The organism is Streptomyces sp. NBC_00190 (assembly GCF_036203305.1).
Taxonomy (GTDB): domain Bacteria; phylum Actinomycetota; class Actinomycetes; order Streptomycetales; family Streptomycetaceae; genus Streptomyces.
Genome location: NZ_CP108131.1, coordinates 6,555,546 through 6,570,199, shown reverse-complemented (window position 1 = coordinate 6,570,199; position 14,654 = coordinate 6,555,546). Strand labels below are relative to the sequence as shown.

The following is a 14,654-nucleotide window of genomic DNA, read 5'->3' as shown; positions in this document are numbered from 1 at the left end:
GTGATCGCGGGCCTCCTCCTGGCCGCCGGCGGCGGCCGCCGGCTCGGCGGCCGGCCCAAGGCCCTGCTCCCCTACCGCGGCCGCCCGCTGGTCGAGAACGCCGTGCGGGTGCTGCGCGAGGCGGGCTGCGGCCCGGTGCACGTGGTGCTGGGCGCTTCGGCGTCCGAGGTCCGCGAGCGCGCGGACCTGGCCGGCTGCGTGGTCGTGGACAACCCCGACTGGACCCAGGGCATGGGCTCGTCCCTGCGGGTCGGCCTCGCCTCCCTGGCCGGTACGGGCGCCCGCGCGGCCCTGGTCTGCCTGGTGGACCAGCCGGGCATCGGGCCGGCGGCCGTGGCCCGGGTGCGGGAGGCGTACCGCTCCCCGGCGAGCCTGGTGGCGGCGGCCTACGACGGCGAGCGCGGCCACCCGGTGCTGTTCGGCGCGGACCGGTGGGCGGACATCGCGGCCACGGCGACGGGTGACAAGGGCGCGCGGGTGCACCTTGCGCGACACGCGGAGGAGCTCACGCTGGTGGAGTGCGCGGACATCGCGGAGGCATACGACATCGACACCCCGCCCGACCTGGCCCGCCTGCTCTGAGCGCGGTGTAACGGGAGTGGCACTGAGGGCCACCGCGAAACGGAATCTGTCGACTCGGAGAATCTCGACATCAACAAACCATTGAACTTCCACCATGAGGAAATTACTATCCACTGGTCAGAAGCGCCCTGAACCAAAGACGGCGCCCGCGACCGTATCCCGGAACTCTCCACATCCGACGGCACTGCGTGCCGTCTCGCGCGAGCATTCCCCCGCGGCCGCAAGGCACCGCCGCTGAAGGAGTGACAGATATGTCCGCACCAGCGCCGTCCCCGCTGGCCATCGTCGCAGCCGAGCCCCTGCCCCGGCAGGACGAAGTCCTCACCGAAGCGGCCCTCGCCTTCGTGGCCGAGCTGCACCGGCGGTTCGCCCCCCGCCGGGCGGAGCTCCTCGCCCGGCGCGGCGAGCGCCGTGCCGAGATCGCCCGGACCTCCACCCTCGACTTCCTCCCGGACACCGCACAGGTCCGCGAGGGAGACTGGAAGGTGGCCCCGGCGCCGGCCGCGCTGAACGACCGCCGCGTGGAGATCACCGGTCCGACGGACCGCAAGATGACCATCAACGCCCTGAACTCGGGCGCCAAGGTCTGGCTCGCCGACTTCGAGGACGCATCCGCTCCCACCTGGGAGAACGTCGTCCTCGGCCAGCTCAACCTCATCGACGCCTACGAGCGCCGCATCGACTTCACGGACGGGCGCACGGGCAAGGCGTACGCCCTGCGGCCCGCCGACGAGCTCGCCACCGTCGTGATGCGGCCGCGCGGCTGGCACCTGGAGGAGCGCCACCTCCGGTTCGAGGGCGGCCCGGCCTCCGGCTCGCTCGTCGACTTCGGCCTGTACTTCTTCCACAACGCGAAGCGCCTGATCGACCTCGGCAAGGGCCCGTACTTCTACCTGCCGAAGACGGAGTCGCACCTGGAGGCGCGCCTCTGGAACGACATCTTCGTCTTCGCCCAGGACTACGTCGGCATCCCGCAGGGCACCGTCCGCGCGACGGTCCTCATCGAGACGATCACCGCCGCGTACGAGATGGAGGAGATCCTCTACGAGCTGCGCGACCACGCGGCCGGCCTGAACGCGGGCCGCTGGGACTACCTCTTCTCGATCGTGAAGAACTTCCGTGACGGCGGCGAGAAGTTCGTCCTGCCGGACCGCAACGCGGTGACGATGACCGCCCCGTTCATGCGCGCCTACACCGAACTGCTGGTGCGCACCTGCCACAAGCGCGGCGCGCACGCCATCGGCGGCATGGCGGCCTTCATCCCCTCCCGCAAGGACGCCGAGGTCAACAAGGTCGCGTTCGAGAAGGTCAAGGCCGACAAGGACCGCGAGGCGGGCGACGGCTTCGACGGCTCCTGGGTCGCCCACCCCGACCTGGTCCCGATCGCGATGGCCTCCTTCGACGCCGTGCTCGGCGACAAGCCGAACCAGAAGGACCGCCTGCGCGAGGACGTCTCGGTGGCCCCGGGCGAGCTCATCGCGATCGACTCGCTGGACGCGAAGCCCACGTACGAGGGCCTGCGCAACGCGGTCCAGGTCGGCATCCGCTACATCGAGGCCTGGCTGCGGGGCCTCGGCGCCGTCGGCATCTTCGGCCTGATGGAGGACGCGGCCACCGCCGAGATCTCGCGCTCGCAGATCTGGCAGTGGATCAACGCAGGTGTCGTCTTCGAGAACGGCCTGACGGCGACGGCCGAGCTGACCCGCGAGATCGCGGCGGAGGAACTGGCCGCCATCCGCGCCGAGGTCGGCGAGGAGGCGTTCGCGGCCGGAAAGTGGCAGCAGGCCCACGACCTCCTCCTCCAGGTCTCCCTGGACGCGGACTACGCGGACTTCCTCACCCTCCCCGCGTACGACCAACTGCTCGGCTGACACCCCGCTTCCGGCTGAAACGCACAGCAGCCGGACATCACGGACTCCGCCCCCGCCGCCACCAGGCAGCGGGGGCGGAGCTGTTTCCCGGGCACCGGGCCGAACGACCGATCGGTTGTTACTTGTTCGTAACTTGCCTGTACCTAGCGGTAACAACGTGCGCCATGTCACCTTTCCGATGCCACCGGCCGGCGGTACCCCCACTTTTCCAGCCATGCGTCGGAGCTGTACCTGGGCTTCGGCATGGCCTACCGCAGGAGTTCCGCAGTGATCGGATTCCGCAACGTCAGCAAGGACCGGGCCCGCCGTCGCGTGCGACGCCTGGCAGGGGCCGGGTTGGTCCTGCCGCTCGCCGTCAGCGCGCTGGTGGCCGGTGGGGCCGGGACCTCGGTGGCCAGTTCCGGGACCGGGCCCACCGCCGTCGTGTCCATGGGCGACAGTTACATATCCGGCGAGGCAGGCCGCTGGAAGGGCAACAGCCTCACCAACACCGGGAATCGCACCGGCACCGACCGGGCCTGGGTCAGCGGGAGCACCTACGACCCCTCGAAGGTCTACGGGAGCACCGCCGGCGGCTGCCACCGCTCCGACTCCGCCGAGGTCAAGAGCGCCGGCGCGATCGCCGATGTCGCCGTGAACCTGGCGTGTTCCGGGGCGACTTCCGAGAACGTCTTCCGCGCCTCCAACGGCGGCGTGGGCTTCAAGGGCGAGGCCCCGCAGGCCGATCAGCTCGCCGCCGTGGCCGCGAGCCACGACGTCAAGGTCATCGCGCTGTCCATCGGCGGGAACGACCTCGGCTTCGCCGACATCATCAAGGACTGCGCCCTCGACTTCGTCCTCTGGAACTCCTACTGCTACGACGACCAGCAGTACGGCGTGGACCAGAAGATCGACCAGGTCATGGCCGACGTCGGGAAGTCCGTGGACGAGGTGCGGGCCGTGATGCGCGCGGCCGGGTACGCTGACTCCGCCTACCGGATCGTGCTGCAGTCCTACCCGTCGCCGATCCCGCGGGGCGCCGAGAACCGGTACACGCAGAGCGACTGGAGCCGCCTCAACAGCGGCGGCTGCCCCTTCTGGAACCGGGACTCGGACTGGGCGCGTGACTCGCTCGTGCCGCAGATCGCGGGCCGCATCAAGGGCGTCGCCGCCGCCAAGGGCGTGCAGTTCCTGGACCTGCGGGACATGATGCAGGGCCGCGAGGTGTGCGCCAAGGCCAGCAAGCAGGTGACCTCCACCGTCCCGGCCTCGGCGAAGACCAGCGAGTGGGCGCGCTGGATCGACAACAACGAGACGCAGGGCCTGATCCAGGAGTCCATGCACCCGAACTACTTCGGACAGCTGGCCGCGGGACGCTGCCTCGCCCTGGCCGTCGCCCAGCCCGCGAACTCCGGCTCCAGCTGCAAGAACACCGCCGGAGCCGACCAGAGCGGGATGTACCTGACGCCCGCGCCGTAGCGGCGAAAACCGGGTGATCGAAACGGTACGGGCTGCCATGCTCTCGGGCATGGCAGCCCGTACCGCACGACCCTCCCTGTACATCTCCGTCGACATCGAGGCCGACGGGCCGATTCCCGGTCCGTACTCGATGATCAGCTTCGGGGCCTCCGTCGCCGGGCGGCAGGACGGCGGTTCGTATACGGCCGCCGACCCCGAAGAGCTCACCTTCTACCGCGAGTTGCGGCCGATCAGCGACGAGTTCGTGCCCGAGGCCCTCGCGGTGAGCGGGCTGGACCGGGACCGGCTGGTTCGCGAGGGCGCCGATCCGGAGACGGCCATGGCCCAGTTCCGCGCGTGGGTGCGCGAGGTCTCCGTCGGCGCGCAGCCCGTGATGTGCGGCTACCCGGCCTCCTTCGACTGGACCTTCCTGTACTGGTACTTGATGCGGTTCGGCGGCGACAGCCCCTTCGGCCACTCCGGATGCCTGGACATGAAGACCCTCTACGCGACGAAGGCGCGCGTACCGCTGCGGGCCGCCGTCAAGGGCCGGATGCCGAAGGCACTGCTCTCCGGCCGCCGGCACACCCACCACGCGCTGGACGACGCGATCGAGCAGGCCGAGCTGATGAGCAATCTGATGCTGTGGGAGGGGCCGGCGGACGGACAGGGCTGACAGGACGGGCTACGGGCTACGGGCTACGGATCAGCAGCTCTTCCATGTCACACCGGCAGTACTGGATCCACGCATGGCCTTCGGCGCGGCTGGAGTACCAGGCGTCACCGCAATTCCAGTTGGCCCCGGCCGGTGCGGCCTCGGCCGGCCCGGCGAGCAGCGGGATGGCGAGCAGCGTGGCACTTCCCAGCAGTGCCGCGGTCTTCCTTCGCATGGCGGGGCTCCTTCGGTTGGACATCGGAGACGCCTGTCAACACCGAATTGACTGTCCGTCAGTTGCCTGCCCGGGGCGGATGGCGCAATGGGGCTGCGCATACGACCGGGGCCGCGCCCTTGACGCGTCACGGCCCGGTACGGCGGTGCGTACGCCACGCCCGCAGTGGGTGGCGTACGCACCGCCGTGCTGTCCGCGTGCCGGGCCTGTCCCGGTCAGTGCACCGGGACAGGATCCGGGACGGCCGCGCCCGCGTCCTTCCCGGCGCCGAGGTGGTTGAAGGCGAGGTTGAGCAGGATCGCCACCACACAGCCGGTGCTGATGCCGGAGTCGAGGACGACCAGCAGGTCCTTCGGGAAGGCGTGGTAGAACTCCGGCGCGGCGATGGGGATCAGGCCGATGCCCACCGAGGCGGCGACGATCAGGGCGTTCTCGCCCTTCTCCATGGCCGCGCCCGCCAGGGTCTGGATGCCGCTCGCCGCGACCGAGCCGAAGAGCACGATGCCGGCGCCGCCGAGGACCGGCAACGGGACGACGCCGATCACGGAGGCCGCCATCGGGCACAGGCCCAGCAGGATCAGGATGCCCCCGCCGGCGGCGACGACGAACCGGCTTCGCACCTTGGTCATGGCGACCAGGCCGATGTTCTGGGCGAAGGCGCTGCACATGAAGCCGTTGAAGAGCGGGCTGATCGCGCTGCCGAGGGTGTCGGCGCGCAGGCCGCCCTCGATGGTCCTCGCGTCCGCCGGGCGGCCTACGATCTTGCCGAGGGCCAGGATGTCGGCGGTGGACTCGGTCATGCAGACGAGCATGACGATGCACATCGAGACGATGGCGGCGACCTGGAACTGCGGGGCGCCGAAGTGGAACGGGGTCGGGAAGCCGATCACCGAGGCGTTCTTGACGGCGTCGAAGCTGGTCATGCCCAGCGGGAGAGCGATCAGCGTGCCCGCCACCAGGCCGAGCAGGATGGATATCTGCTGGAGGAAGCCGCGCAGGAACTTGCGCATCAGCAGGACGATGACCAGGGTGACGGCCGCCATCCCGATGTTCTTCATCGAGCCGTAGTCGGTGGCGGTGCGGTTCCCGCCCTGCGACCAGTTGAAGGCGACGGGCAGGAGCGAGACGCCGATCAGGGTGATGACCGTACCCGTCACGACCGGCGGGAAGAAGCGGACGAGTTTGCCGAAGTAGGGGGCGGCGAAGAAGCCGACGGCTCCGGCGACGATGATCGCGCCGAAGATGACGGGGATGGCGTCCGCTCCCTCCCCCTTGCCGATCGCGATCATCGGGGTCACACCGGCGAAGGAGACGCCGTTGACGAAGGGGAGTCTGGCACCGATCTTCCAGAAACCGAGGGTCTGGAGGAGGGTCGCGAGCCCTGCGGTGAAGAGCGAGGCGCCCATCAGGAAGGCGGTCTCGGTGGCGGAGAGGCCGACGGCGGGGCCGACGATCATGGGCGGGGCCACGACACCCGCGTACATGGCGGCCACGTGCTGGAGGCCGCTCGTGAACATTTTCAGCGGAGGCAGGGTCTCGTCGACCGGGTGCTTCTCCTCCGGTACTGCGACTGCGTCTTTGCGAAACCTGGGCGCCTGGGCCACGGCTTCCTCCGTTCGGTTGAACACGTCGGCAGGGACGTGGTGTCTTGGAGGTGGTGCGAAAGCTGTGCGAGTCGAGCCTGTTTTCAGTTGTGGGTGCGCAGAGTTATGGGTGCGCAGAGTTTGCGGGTGTGCAGAAACGATTCGCCCGAGTCGGTTCTGCGGAGATCAAGCCAGTGGCGCGAGTCACCGCTCCCGGGGGCGCCCGCAAAAGACCGGGCGCTTCCCGGGAACGGCTGCCGCGGACCCCGCTCGGGTCCGCGGCCGCCGGCCGGGGGCCGTCCCCCCCGGCCGGACTTCTGGGGCACCTCCCTGGGGAGGGTCAGGCCTGCGCGGCGATCCGCGCGAGGCGCTGGGCCTCTTCCCGCGTGGACGCGGCGATGGCGTCCTCGTCGGCGAAGAGCAGTCGGTTGTTCTCGACGATCTGCTTGCCGTTGACCAGCGAGAGGGTCACCGGGGCGGCCGCACCGAAGACCAGCGCGGTGACCGGGTCGGCGATGGAGGAGTGGGCCAGGGTGCTCAGGTTCCACATCACCAGGTCGGCGCACTTGCCGACCTCCAGCGAGCCGATGCTGTCGGCGCGGCCGAGGACCTGGGCGCCACCGTACGTACCCAGGCGCAGGGCCTGACGCGCGTTCAGGGCGCGCTCGCGGTGGACCGGGTTCAGACGGTTGATCAGCAGCGCGTTGCGCAGCTCGGTGTGCAGCTCACCGGACTCGTTGGAGGCGGTGCCGTCGACGCCGAGGCCGACCGGTACACCGGCGGCGAGCATGTCCGGGACGCGGGCGATGCCGGCGGCCAGACGGGCGTTGGAGGACGGGCAGTGCGCCACACCGGTCTTGGTACGGGCGAACGCGGCGATGTCGGAGTCGTTCATGTGGACGCTGTGCGCCATCCACACGTCCTCGCCGAGCCAGCCGGTCGACTCGAAGTAGTCGGTCGGGCCCATGCCGAACAGTTCCTTGCAGAACTGCTCTTCCTCGACGGTCTCCGAGCCGTGCGTGTGCATGCGCACACCCAGTCGGCGGGCCAGCTCGGCACCCTGCTTCAGCAGCTCGGTCGAGACCGAGAAGGGGGAGCACGGGGCGACGGCGACCTGGGTCATCGCGTCGAAGGAGTAGTCGTGGTGCTTCTTGACGGTCGCCTCGGTGTCGGCGAGCGCGCCTTCGAGGGTCTCGACGGCGTGGTCCGGCGGCAGGCCGCCGTCCTTCTCGCTGCGGTCCATCGAGCCGCGGGCGAGGGTGAATCGGACACCCATCTCGGACGCGGCGCGGATGATCGAGCCGGAGAGGTCGCCGGAGCCCTTGGGGAAGACGTAGTGGTGGTCCATGGCGGTGGTGACGCCGCCCTTGGCCATCATCGCCAGGGAGCCCTGGGCGGCCGTGTACGTCATCTGCTCGTCGATGCGCGCCCACGTCGGGTACAGCGCGACGAGCCAGTTGAAGAGGTTGTGGTCGGTGGCCAGGCCACGCGTGATCCACTGGTAGAAGTGGTGGTGCGTGTTGACCAGACCCGGGGTCACGAGGTGCCCGGTGCCGTCGATGCGGCGGACCACGTTCTCGAGGTTCTCGGGGGCCTTGCCCGCACCGATCGACTCGATCTTGTTGCCGGCGACGACCACGTACCCCGAGGCGTACTCGGTGTCGTTCGCGTCGACCGTCGCGATCGCACAGTTCTCGATGACGATGCGCTCGACCGCGCTGTCAGGGGCTGCCGATGCTGCCATGGGACTTCCTCGTGCTTTCAGTGGCGGTGCGGGCACGGCAAGGCCCAGGAGATTTGAGTGCCGGAGCCGGGGGCCTTGACAGCTGACAGTACTGCCGCCCCGCGCGATGCGTCCGGGTGCCGATTCAGGAAGCGGTTGCGTGTCGCGTCGTCCCGGGGCCACTGCGGAGCCCCGGGACACGCGTGCCGCATCAGAGGTTGGTCATGTCCACGGGGATACGGGCGTCAACGCCGTCCCGGAGAACAGTGGCCTCGATCAGACCGTACGGACGGTCCGCGGCGAAGTACACCTCGTTGTCGTTCTTGAGGCCGAACGGCTCAAGGTCCACGAGGAAGTGGTGCTTGTTCGGGAGCGAGAAGCGGACCTCGTCGATCTCCGAACGGTGGTTGATGATGCGCGAACCCATCTGGTACAGGGTCTGCTGCAGCGAGAGGGAGTAGGTCTCCGCGAAGGCCTGAAGCATGTGCTTCTTGGTTTCGGCGTAGGACTTCTCCCAGTTGGGCATCCGCTGCTCGTCGTCGGTCCAGTTGAAGCGCCAGCGACCCGATACCTGGGTGGCCAGGATGCGGTCGTACGCCTCCTGCAGGGTCGTGTACTTGTCCTTCACGTAACCCCAGAACTCGGAGTTCGTGGAGTTCATGACGATCAGGTCCTTGAGGCCGGAGATGACCTCCCAGTTCTGACCGTCGTACGTGATCTGGGTGACGCGGGTCTCCATGCCCTTGCGGACGAAGGAGTGGTTCACCTCGTCGGCGCCGATGAACTTGGAGTTGGCGTCGGACGTGGCGATCCGGTCCCAGGCGTACTCCTCGATCCGGATGCGCGCCCGCTTGATCGGCTCCTGGCTGGTGACGAACCAGCGCGCGAGGTGGATGCCGAACTGCTCGGCGGACTCGATTCCGTATTCCTTGGCGAACGCGTACACCGTGTTCTTGGTGGTGTCCGTCGGCAGGCAGTTGGCGTTCGAGCCGGAGTAGTGGACGTCGTCCATGTCGCCGGAGAGGGCGACCGAGACGTTCAGGTCCTTGATGTGGTGGGTGTCGCCGTCCCGCGTGATCTTGACTACGCGGTTCTCTGCTTTGCCGTACTGGTTCTGGCCCAGAATGGTGGCCATGCTAGCTCCCTCGGTAAACGGAGTAGCCGAACGGGTTGAGCAGCAGCGGTACGTGGTAGTGCTCGCCCGGGTTCACCGCGAAGGTGATGGTGACCTCGGGGAAGAACGGACCGCTGTCCCTTACGCGGGGGGCGTCCTGCTGTGCCTCGGCGGCTTGCTTCTTGGAGAAGTACGTCTCGGTCTCGAAGTCGAGACGCACGTGTGTGGTGCCCTCCGGCAGGGCGGGCAGGTCCTTGCAGCGCCCGTCCGCATCGGTGGCGGAGCCGCCCAGGGCCGCCCACTCTCCGTCGAGCCCGGTACGGGCCGATAGGGAGATGGCGACGCCCTCGGCGGGCTTTCCGATGCTGGTGTCCAGGATGTGCGTGGACACCGACGCGGTGGTCTCGGTGCTCATGGTCACTCTCCCTCTGCGAGTTCTACGAGGCGGGTCAGGCGGATCTTGTTGATCTTGACGAGCTCGCCGCGGGCGATTTCCCGCTCCTGCTCCGGCGAGTTGTCGATCCGGACCTTGACCGCGTCCCGCATGAACTCACCGGTCGCGCCGGTGGCGCAGATGAGGAAGACGTGGCCGAACTTCTCCTGGTACGCCAGGTTGAGTTCGAGGAGCTCGCTCTTGAGCTCCTCCGAGGCACCGGCCATGCCACGCTGCTCGCGGGCGGAGGTCGGGTCTCCCGGCTTCGGCCGGCCGATCGGCGCGTGGCCACCCATCGCGTCACCCAGGTCCTGCGCGGTGAGCTCCGCCATGGCGGACTCGTTCGCGGCGAACAGGGACTCGACGCTGGTGAAGGGGCGCTGGGCGAGCAGCTTGCTCCCCCATGCCGAACTGGCGCACACCTCGTGCAGCTCGGCCGCGGCCGCGCCGTCGTCCAAGGCGTTGAACCGGGTGAGACCCGGGGTCGGACTCGAAGTCACGGTAGGCCTCCGTGGCCTGTTGTTGCTTTGACGGGCTGCGCATAGCTAACGCCCTCGGCAACACGGCGTCAACACTTTGTTGAAACTTCCCGTACACAAAAGCCGCCGCCCGGGTGAATTGGGCGGCGGCTCGTCACCATGGGTCAGACGACGTTCACTCCTGGCTTCGCTGCCGGCTGCTCTTGTTGGCCTTCGCCTGAGTGCCGGCGTCCCTGTTCAAGTAGTTGTAGACCGTGAAGCGGCTTACACCCAGGGCACCCGCGACCGTTTCCACACCGTGCCGCACGGAGAAGGCGCCCCGCGCCTCCAGTATCCGCACGACGTCCTGCTTGGACTTGCGGTCGAGCTGCGACAACGGTACGCCGTGCCGGCGCTCCAGGGCCGCAAGGATGTGATCCAGCGAGTCCGAGAGCTGGGGCAGGCGCACGGCCAGCAGGTCCTGGCCCTCCCAGCTGAGCACGACGTCGTCGGGCTGCGCCTGGGCGGGATCCATCAGCTCGCCGCCCATGGCGTCGACGAGCGGCTTGACCGCGGTGATGAACGGGTGGTCGCGGGGCTCGGTCATGGCGTCTCCTCGCCGATCACATTGACCTGGAGCGACACGCGGGTCGCTCCGGCCTCCAGGGAGTCGCGCAGCAGCGCGCCCACCGCGGCCAGCACCTGACCCGCCTCCCCCTCGGCTGTGTTTCCGAACGGCCCGACGTCCACCGCGTCCAGCTGGGCCTTCTGGATGACCTCGCGGGCCGCCACGGCATGGGCAGGAGCCTCTTCCAGATCGAAGGGCTCGGTCGTGAACTCCACTCTCAATCGCACGCCGTCAAGCTACCCCGCGGTCAGGATTTTTCGGGAGTCCGCACTTGACATCGGCGCGGGACCCCATGCAGTCTTCCATCAAGCAGAAAATAACTTCCGCAATACGGAAGGAGCGCACACCCCTCATGGGATACACGGACCAGCGCTTCGATGTGAACCTTTCGATCCTCTTCACGGAACTCCCGCTCCTGGAGCGTCCCGCGGCCGCCGCCGCGGCGGGCTTCACGGCGGTCGAGCTGTGGTGGCCCTGGATCGAGACCCCCACCCCCGCCCAGGCGGAGCTCGACGCCCTCAAGAAGGCTCTTGAGGACGCCGGCACGCAGCTGGTGGGCCTGAACTTCTACGCCGGCCAGCTGCCGGGCCCGGACCGCGGTGCGGTCTCGGTTCCCGGTGAGGAGTCGGAGCGCTTCAACGCCAACATCAACGTGGCCGCCGATTTCGCGGCCTCGGTCGGCTGCAAGGCGCTGAACGCCCTGTACGGCAACCGCGTCGAAGGCGTGGACCCGGCCGTACAGGACGAGCTCGCCCTGAAGAACCTGGTCGTCGCGGCCCGGGCCGCGGACCGCGTCGGCGCGATCCTCCTGATCGAGACCCTCAACAAGCCCGAGTCGCCGCTCTACCCGCTGGTGAGCGCCCCGGCCGGCATCGAGGTGGTGGACAAGGTGAACGAGGCCACCGGCCTCGGCAACGCCAAGTTCCTGCTCGACCTGTACCACCTGGCGATGAACGATGAGGACCTCTCCGAGGTCATCGAAAAGTACGCCGCCAAGACCGGGCACGTCCAGATCGCGGACAAGCCCGGACGCGGTGCCCCCGGCACCGGCGAGCTGCCCCTCGAGGAGCTGCTCGACCAGCTGAAGAAGGCCGGATACGAGGGCTACGTAGGCCTGGAGTACAAGGCCGCCGACGCTGCCGCGTCCTTCGCTTGGCTGCCGGCCGAGGCCCGCGCCGCCAAGTAAGAGGACAAAGTCCGGGCGATCGGCCAGGCACCTCTCGCACTTTTCGTACGAAGTATTAAGAGAAGGACCCTCATCATGAGCAACCTCCCCAAGATCGCGTGGATCGGTCTCGGCATCATGGGCTCCCCCATGGCCGAGAACCTCCTGAAGGCCGGCTACTCGGTCACCGGCTTCACGCTGGAGCAGGACAAGCTGGACCGCCTGGCCGCCGCCGGCGGCGCCGCCGCGGGCTCGATCGCCGAAGCCGTCAAGGACGCCGACGTCATCATCACGATGGTGCCCGCCTCCCCGCAGGTCGAGGCCATCTCCTACGGCGAGAACGGCATCCTGGAGAACGCCAAGTCCGGTGCGCTGATCATCGACATGTCGTCGATCACCCCGCAGACCTCGATCGACCTCGCGAAGAACGCTGCCGAGAAGGGCATCCGCGTCATCGACGCCCCGGTGTCCGGCGGCGAGGCCGGCGCCATCGAGGCCGTCCTGTCGATCATGGTGGGTGGCGAGCAGGCCGACTTCGACGAGGCCCTGCCGATCCTCGAGGCCCTCGGCAAGGTCATCGTGCTCTGCGGCCCGCATGGCTCCGGCCAGACGGTGAAGGCCGCCAACCAGCTCATCGTCGCGGTGAACATCCAGGCGTGCGCCGAGGCCGTCGTCTTCCTCGAGAAGTCCGGCGTGAACCTCCAGGCCGCCCTCGACGTCCTCAACGGCGGTCTGGCCGGCTCCACGGTCCTGACCCGCAAGAAGGACAACTTCCTGAACCGCGACTTCAAGCCCGGTTTCCGGATCGACCTGCACCACAAGGACATGGGCATCGTCACCGACGCCGCCCGCAACGTCGGTGCGGCCCTCCCGGTCGGCGCGGTCGTCGCCCAGCTGGTCGCCTCGCTGCGCGCCCAGGGCGACGGCGGCCTGGACCACTCGGCCCTGCTCCGCGCCGTCGAGCGCCTCTCCGGCGCCCAGATCTGAGCTCGGATCTGAGCCCCCTCCCCGTCTCGGGGACCTGAGTCTCCGGATGGTGCCGGTGCTGACACCTGTCCTGTCGCGCCCAAGCGCCGGCACCGTCCGGATCACCTCTCTTCAACTTCGTTCAACAGACTGTTGACGTTTAGTTCCTGCCGAAATTAGGCTGTTCCGCATGACGGAAGACACTTTCCGTCAGCAGTTACCCGTACGGAAGGTCACCATGTCGAAGCGCACGCTGACGACCGAGTCCGGCGCCCCGGTCGCCGACAATCAGAACTCCGCCACCGCCGGCGTCGGTGGCCCGCTCCTGGTCCAGGACCAGCAGCTCCTCGAGAAGCTTGCCCGCTTCAACCGTGAGCGCATCCCGGAGCGCGTGGTGCACGCCCGCGGCTCGGCCGCGTACGGCTACTTCGAGGTGACCGACGACGTCACCGCGTACACCAGCGCCGCGTTCTTGAACACGGTCGGCAAGAAGACCGAGACCTTCCTGCGCTTCTCCACCGTGGCCGACTCGCTCGGTGGCGCGGACGCGGTCCGCGACCCGCGCGGCTTCGCGCTGAAGTTCTACACCGAAGAGGGCAACTACGACCTCGTCGGCAACAACACCCCGGTGTTCTTCATCAAGGACCCGATCAAGTTCCCCGACTTCATCCACTCCCAGAAGCGCGACCCCTTCACGGGCAAGCAGGAGGCGGACAACGTCTGGGACTTCTGGGCGCACGCCCCGGAGGCGACGCACCAGATCACCTGGCTGATGGGTGACCGCGGCATCCCCGCCTCGTACCGTCACATGAACGGCTACGGCTCCCACACCTACCAGTGGACGAACGAGCAGGGCGAGGCCTTCTTCGTCAAGTACCACTTCAAGACGAACCAGGGCATCCGCTGCCTGTCGGGCGAGCAGGCCGCCGAGCTCGTCGGCCAGGACGCGAACTCGCACCAGACCGACCTGCTGCAGGCGATCGAGCGCGGTGTGAACCCGAGCTGGACCCTCTACGTCCAGATCATGCCCGCCGCCGAGGCCGCGGACTACCGCTTCAACCCGTTCGACCTCACCAAGGTGTGGCCGCACAGCGACTACCCGCTGCAGCGCGTGGGCCGTCTGGTCCTCGACCGCAACCCGGACAACGTCTTCGCCGAGGTCGAGCAGTCCGCCTTCTCCCCGAACAACTTCGTCCCGGGCATCACCGCCTCGCCGGACAAGATGCTCCAGGGCCGTCTCTTCGCGTACGCCGACGCCCAGCGCTACCGCCTCGGTGTGAACCACACCCTGCTGCCGGTCAACGCCCCGAAGGCGACGAAGGCCGAGAACTACGGCCGCGACGGTGTCATGGCGCTGCGCAACGGTTCGCGCCACGACAAGAACTACGAGCCCAACTCGTACCAGGGTCCGGCGGAGACCGGTCTCGCGCTCGGCGCCCCGAAGGCCGTCTCCGGCTACACGGGCACCCACGAGGCCCCGGCCCATACCAAGGACGACGACTTCTTCCAGGCCGGTGAGCTCTACCGCCTGATGTCGGAGGCCGAGAAGCAGCGTCTGGTGGCGAACATCGCCGGCGGCCTGTCCCAGGTCACCCTTGAGGACGTCATCGAGAAGAACCTGGCTCACTTCCACGCCGCCGACGCCGACTACGGCAAGCGCGTCGAGGAGGCCGTGCGCGCCCTGCGCGACGCCTGAGCCACACAGCTGTACCGGGGGCCTGACGGGAGGTCAGGCTCCGGGTGCTGAGCCCGACCCGTGGACCCGGATGAGGGGTGGTACGCGGCGAGGGCAGGACGAGGACCG

General features: G+C 68.5%; 15 protein-coding genes. 7 read left to right on the top strand and 8 right to left on the bottom strand.

Features of this window, described 5'->3' with window-relative positions:
- From OG429_RS30845 to OG429_RS30830, 4 genes are all read left to right on the top strand, one after another.
- Entirely contained in the window at positions 1–582 is a 582-nt protein-coding gene (locus OG429_RS30845) for a nucleotidyltransferase family protein (RefSeq protein WP_328930472.1), read from the top strand.
- Positions 583–833: 251 nt separating this feature from the next.
- On the top strand, positions 834–2,453 hold the full coding sequence (aceB, locus tag OG429_RS30840) for a malate synthase A (protein WP_328928519.1): 1,620 nt from the start codon (positions 834–836) through the stop codon (positions 2,451–2,453).
- A 267-nt stretch (positions 2,454–2,720) separates the two neighbouring features.
- On the top strand, positions 2,721–3,911 hold the full coding sequence (locus tag OG429_RS30835; RefSeq protein ID WP_328928518.1) for a GDSL-type esterase/lipase family protein: 1,191 nt from the start codon (positions 2,721–2,723) through the stop codon (positions 3,909–3,911).
- Between the two features lie 49 nt (positions 3,912–3,960).
- Positions 3,961–4,566: a 3'-5' exonuclease gene (locus tag OG429_RS30830; protein ID WP_328928517.1), complete on the top strand. Its 606-nt coding sequence runs from the start codon at positions 3,961–3,963 to the stop codon at positions 4,564–4,566.
- A 16-nt stretch (positions 4,567–4,582) separates the two neighbouring features.
- On the opposite strand, the gene OG429_RS30825 is transcribed toward OG429_RS30830, so the two are convergent.
- The 8 genes from OG429_RS30825 to OG429_RS30790 all read right to left on the bottom strand — a co-directional run bounded on the left by OG429_RS30825 (position 4,583) and on the right by OG429_RS30790 (position 10,946).
- A complete protein-coding gene (locus tag OG429_RS30825; RefSeq protein WP_328928516.1) occupies positions 4,583–4,780 on the bottom strand; it encodes a hypothetical protein in 198 nt (65 codons plus the stop codon).
- A gap of 215 nt (positions 4,781–4,995) precedes the next feature.
- The gene (locus OG429_RS30820; RefSeq protein ID WP_328930471.1) at positions 4,996–6,384 is read right to left on the bottom strand and encodes a nucleobase:cation symporter-2 family protein; all 1,389 of its coding nucleotides are present in this window, start codon (positions 6,382–6,384) and stop codon (positions 4,996–4,998) included.
- A 319-nt stretch (positions 6,385–6,703) separates the two neighbouring features.
- Positions 6,704–8,107, bottom strand: a complete 1,404-nt coding sequence (locus tag OG429_RS30815) for an 8-oxoguanine deaminase (RefSeq protein ID WP_328928515.1) — start codon at positions 8,105–8,107, stop codon at positions 6,704–6,706.
- 190 nt (positions 8,108–8,297) lie between these two features.
- Entirely contained in the window at positions 8,298–9,221 is a 924-nt protein-coding gene (pucL, locus tag OG429_RS30810; protein WP_328928514.1) for a factor-independent urate hydroxylase, read from the bottom strand.
- Position 9,222: 1 nt separating this feature from the next.
- On the bottom strand, positions 9,223–9,615 hold the full coding sequence (uraH, locus tag OG429_RS30805) for a hydroxyisourate hydrolase (RefSeq protein ID WP_030765369.1): 393 nt from the start codon (positions 9,613–9,615) through the stop codon (positions 9,223–9,225).
- A 2-nt stretch (positions 9,616–9,617) separates the two neighbouring features.
- Positions 9,618–10,133, bottom strand: coding sequence for a 2-oxo-4-hydroxy-4-carboxy-5-ureidoimidazoline decarboxylase (gene uraD / locus OG429_RS30800; RefSeq protein WP_328928513.1), 516 nt, complete (start codon positions 10,131–10,133; stop codon positions 9,618–9,620).
- 154 nt (positions 10,134–10,287) lie between these two features.
- A complete protein-coding gene (locus tag OG429_RS30795; RefSeq protein WP_328928512.1) occupies positions 10,288–10,698 on the bottom strand; it encodes a helix-turn-helix domain-containing protein in 411 nt (136 codons plus the stop codon).
- The gene (locus OG429_RS30790) at positions 10,695–10,946 is read right to left on the bottom strand and encodes a thiamine-binding protein (RefSeq protein WP_328928511.1); all 252 of its coding nucleotides are present in this window, start codon (positions 10,944–10,946) and stop codon (positions 10,695–10,697) included. Before OG429_RS30790 ends, OG429_RS30795 begins: the two co-directional genes overlap by 4 nt.
- Positions 10,947–11,071: 125 nt before the next feature.
- On the opposite strand from OG429_RS30790, the gene OG429_RS30785 reads away from it, so the two are divergent.
- The 3 genes from OG429_RS30785 to OG429_RS30775 all read left to right on the top strand — a co-directional run bounded on the left by OG429_RS30785 (position 11,072) and on the right by OG429_RS30775 (position 14,546).
- On the top strand, positions 11,072–11,905 hold the full coding sequence (locus tag OG429_RS30785; protein WP_328928510.1) for a TIM barrel protein: 834 nt from the start codon (positions 11,072–11,074) through the stop codon (positions 11,903–11,905).
- Positions 11,906–11,980: 75 nt separating this feature from the next.
- Positions 11,981–12,871, top strand: a complete 891-nt coding sequence (locus OG429_RS30780) for a 2-hydroxy-3-oxopropionate reductase (RefSeq protein WP_328928509.1) — start codon at positions 11,981–11,983, stop codon at positions 12,869–12,871.
- A gap of 217 nt (positions 12,872–13,088) precedes the next feature.
- Positions 13,089–14,546, top strand: coding sequence for a catalase (locus OG429_RS30775; protein ID WP_328930470.1), 1,458 nt, complete (start codon positions 13,089–13,091; stop codon positions 14,544–14,546).
- Positions 14,547–14,654: the final 108 nt, after the last annotated feature.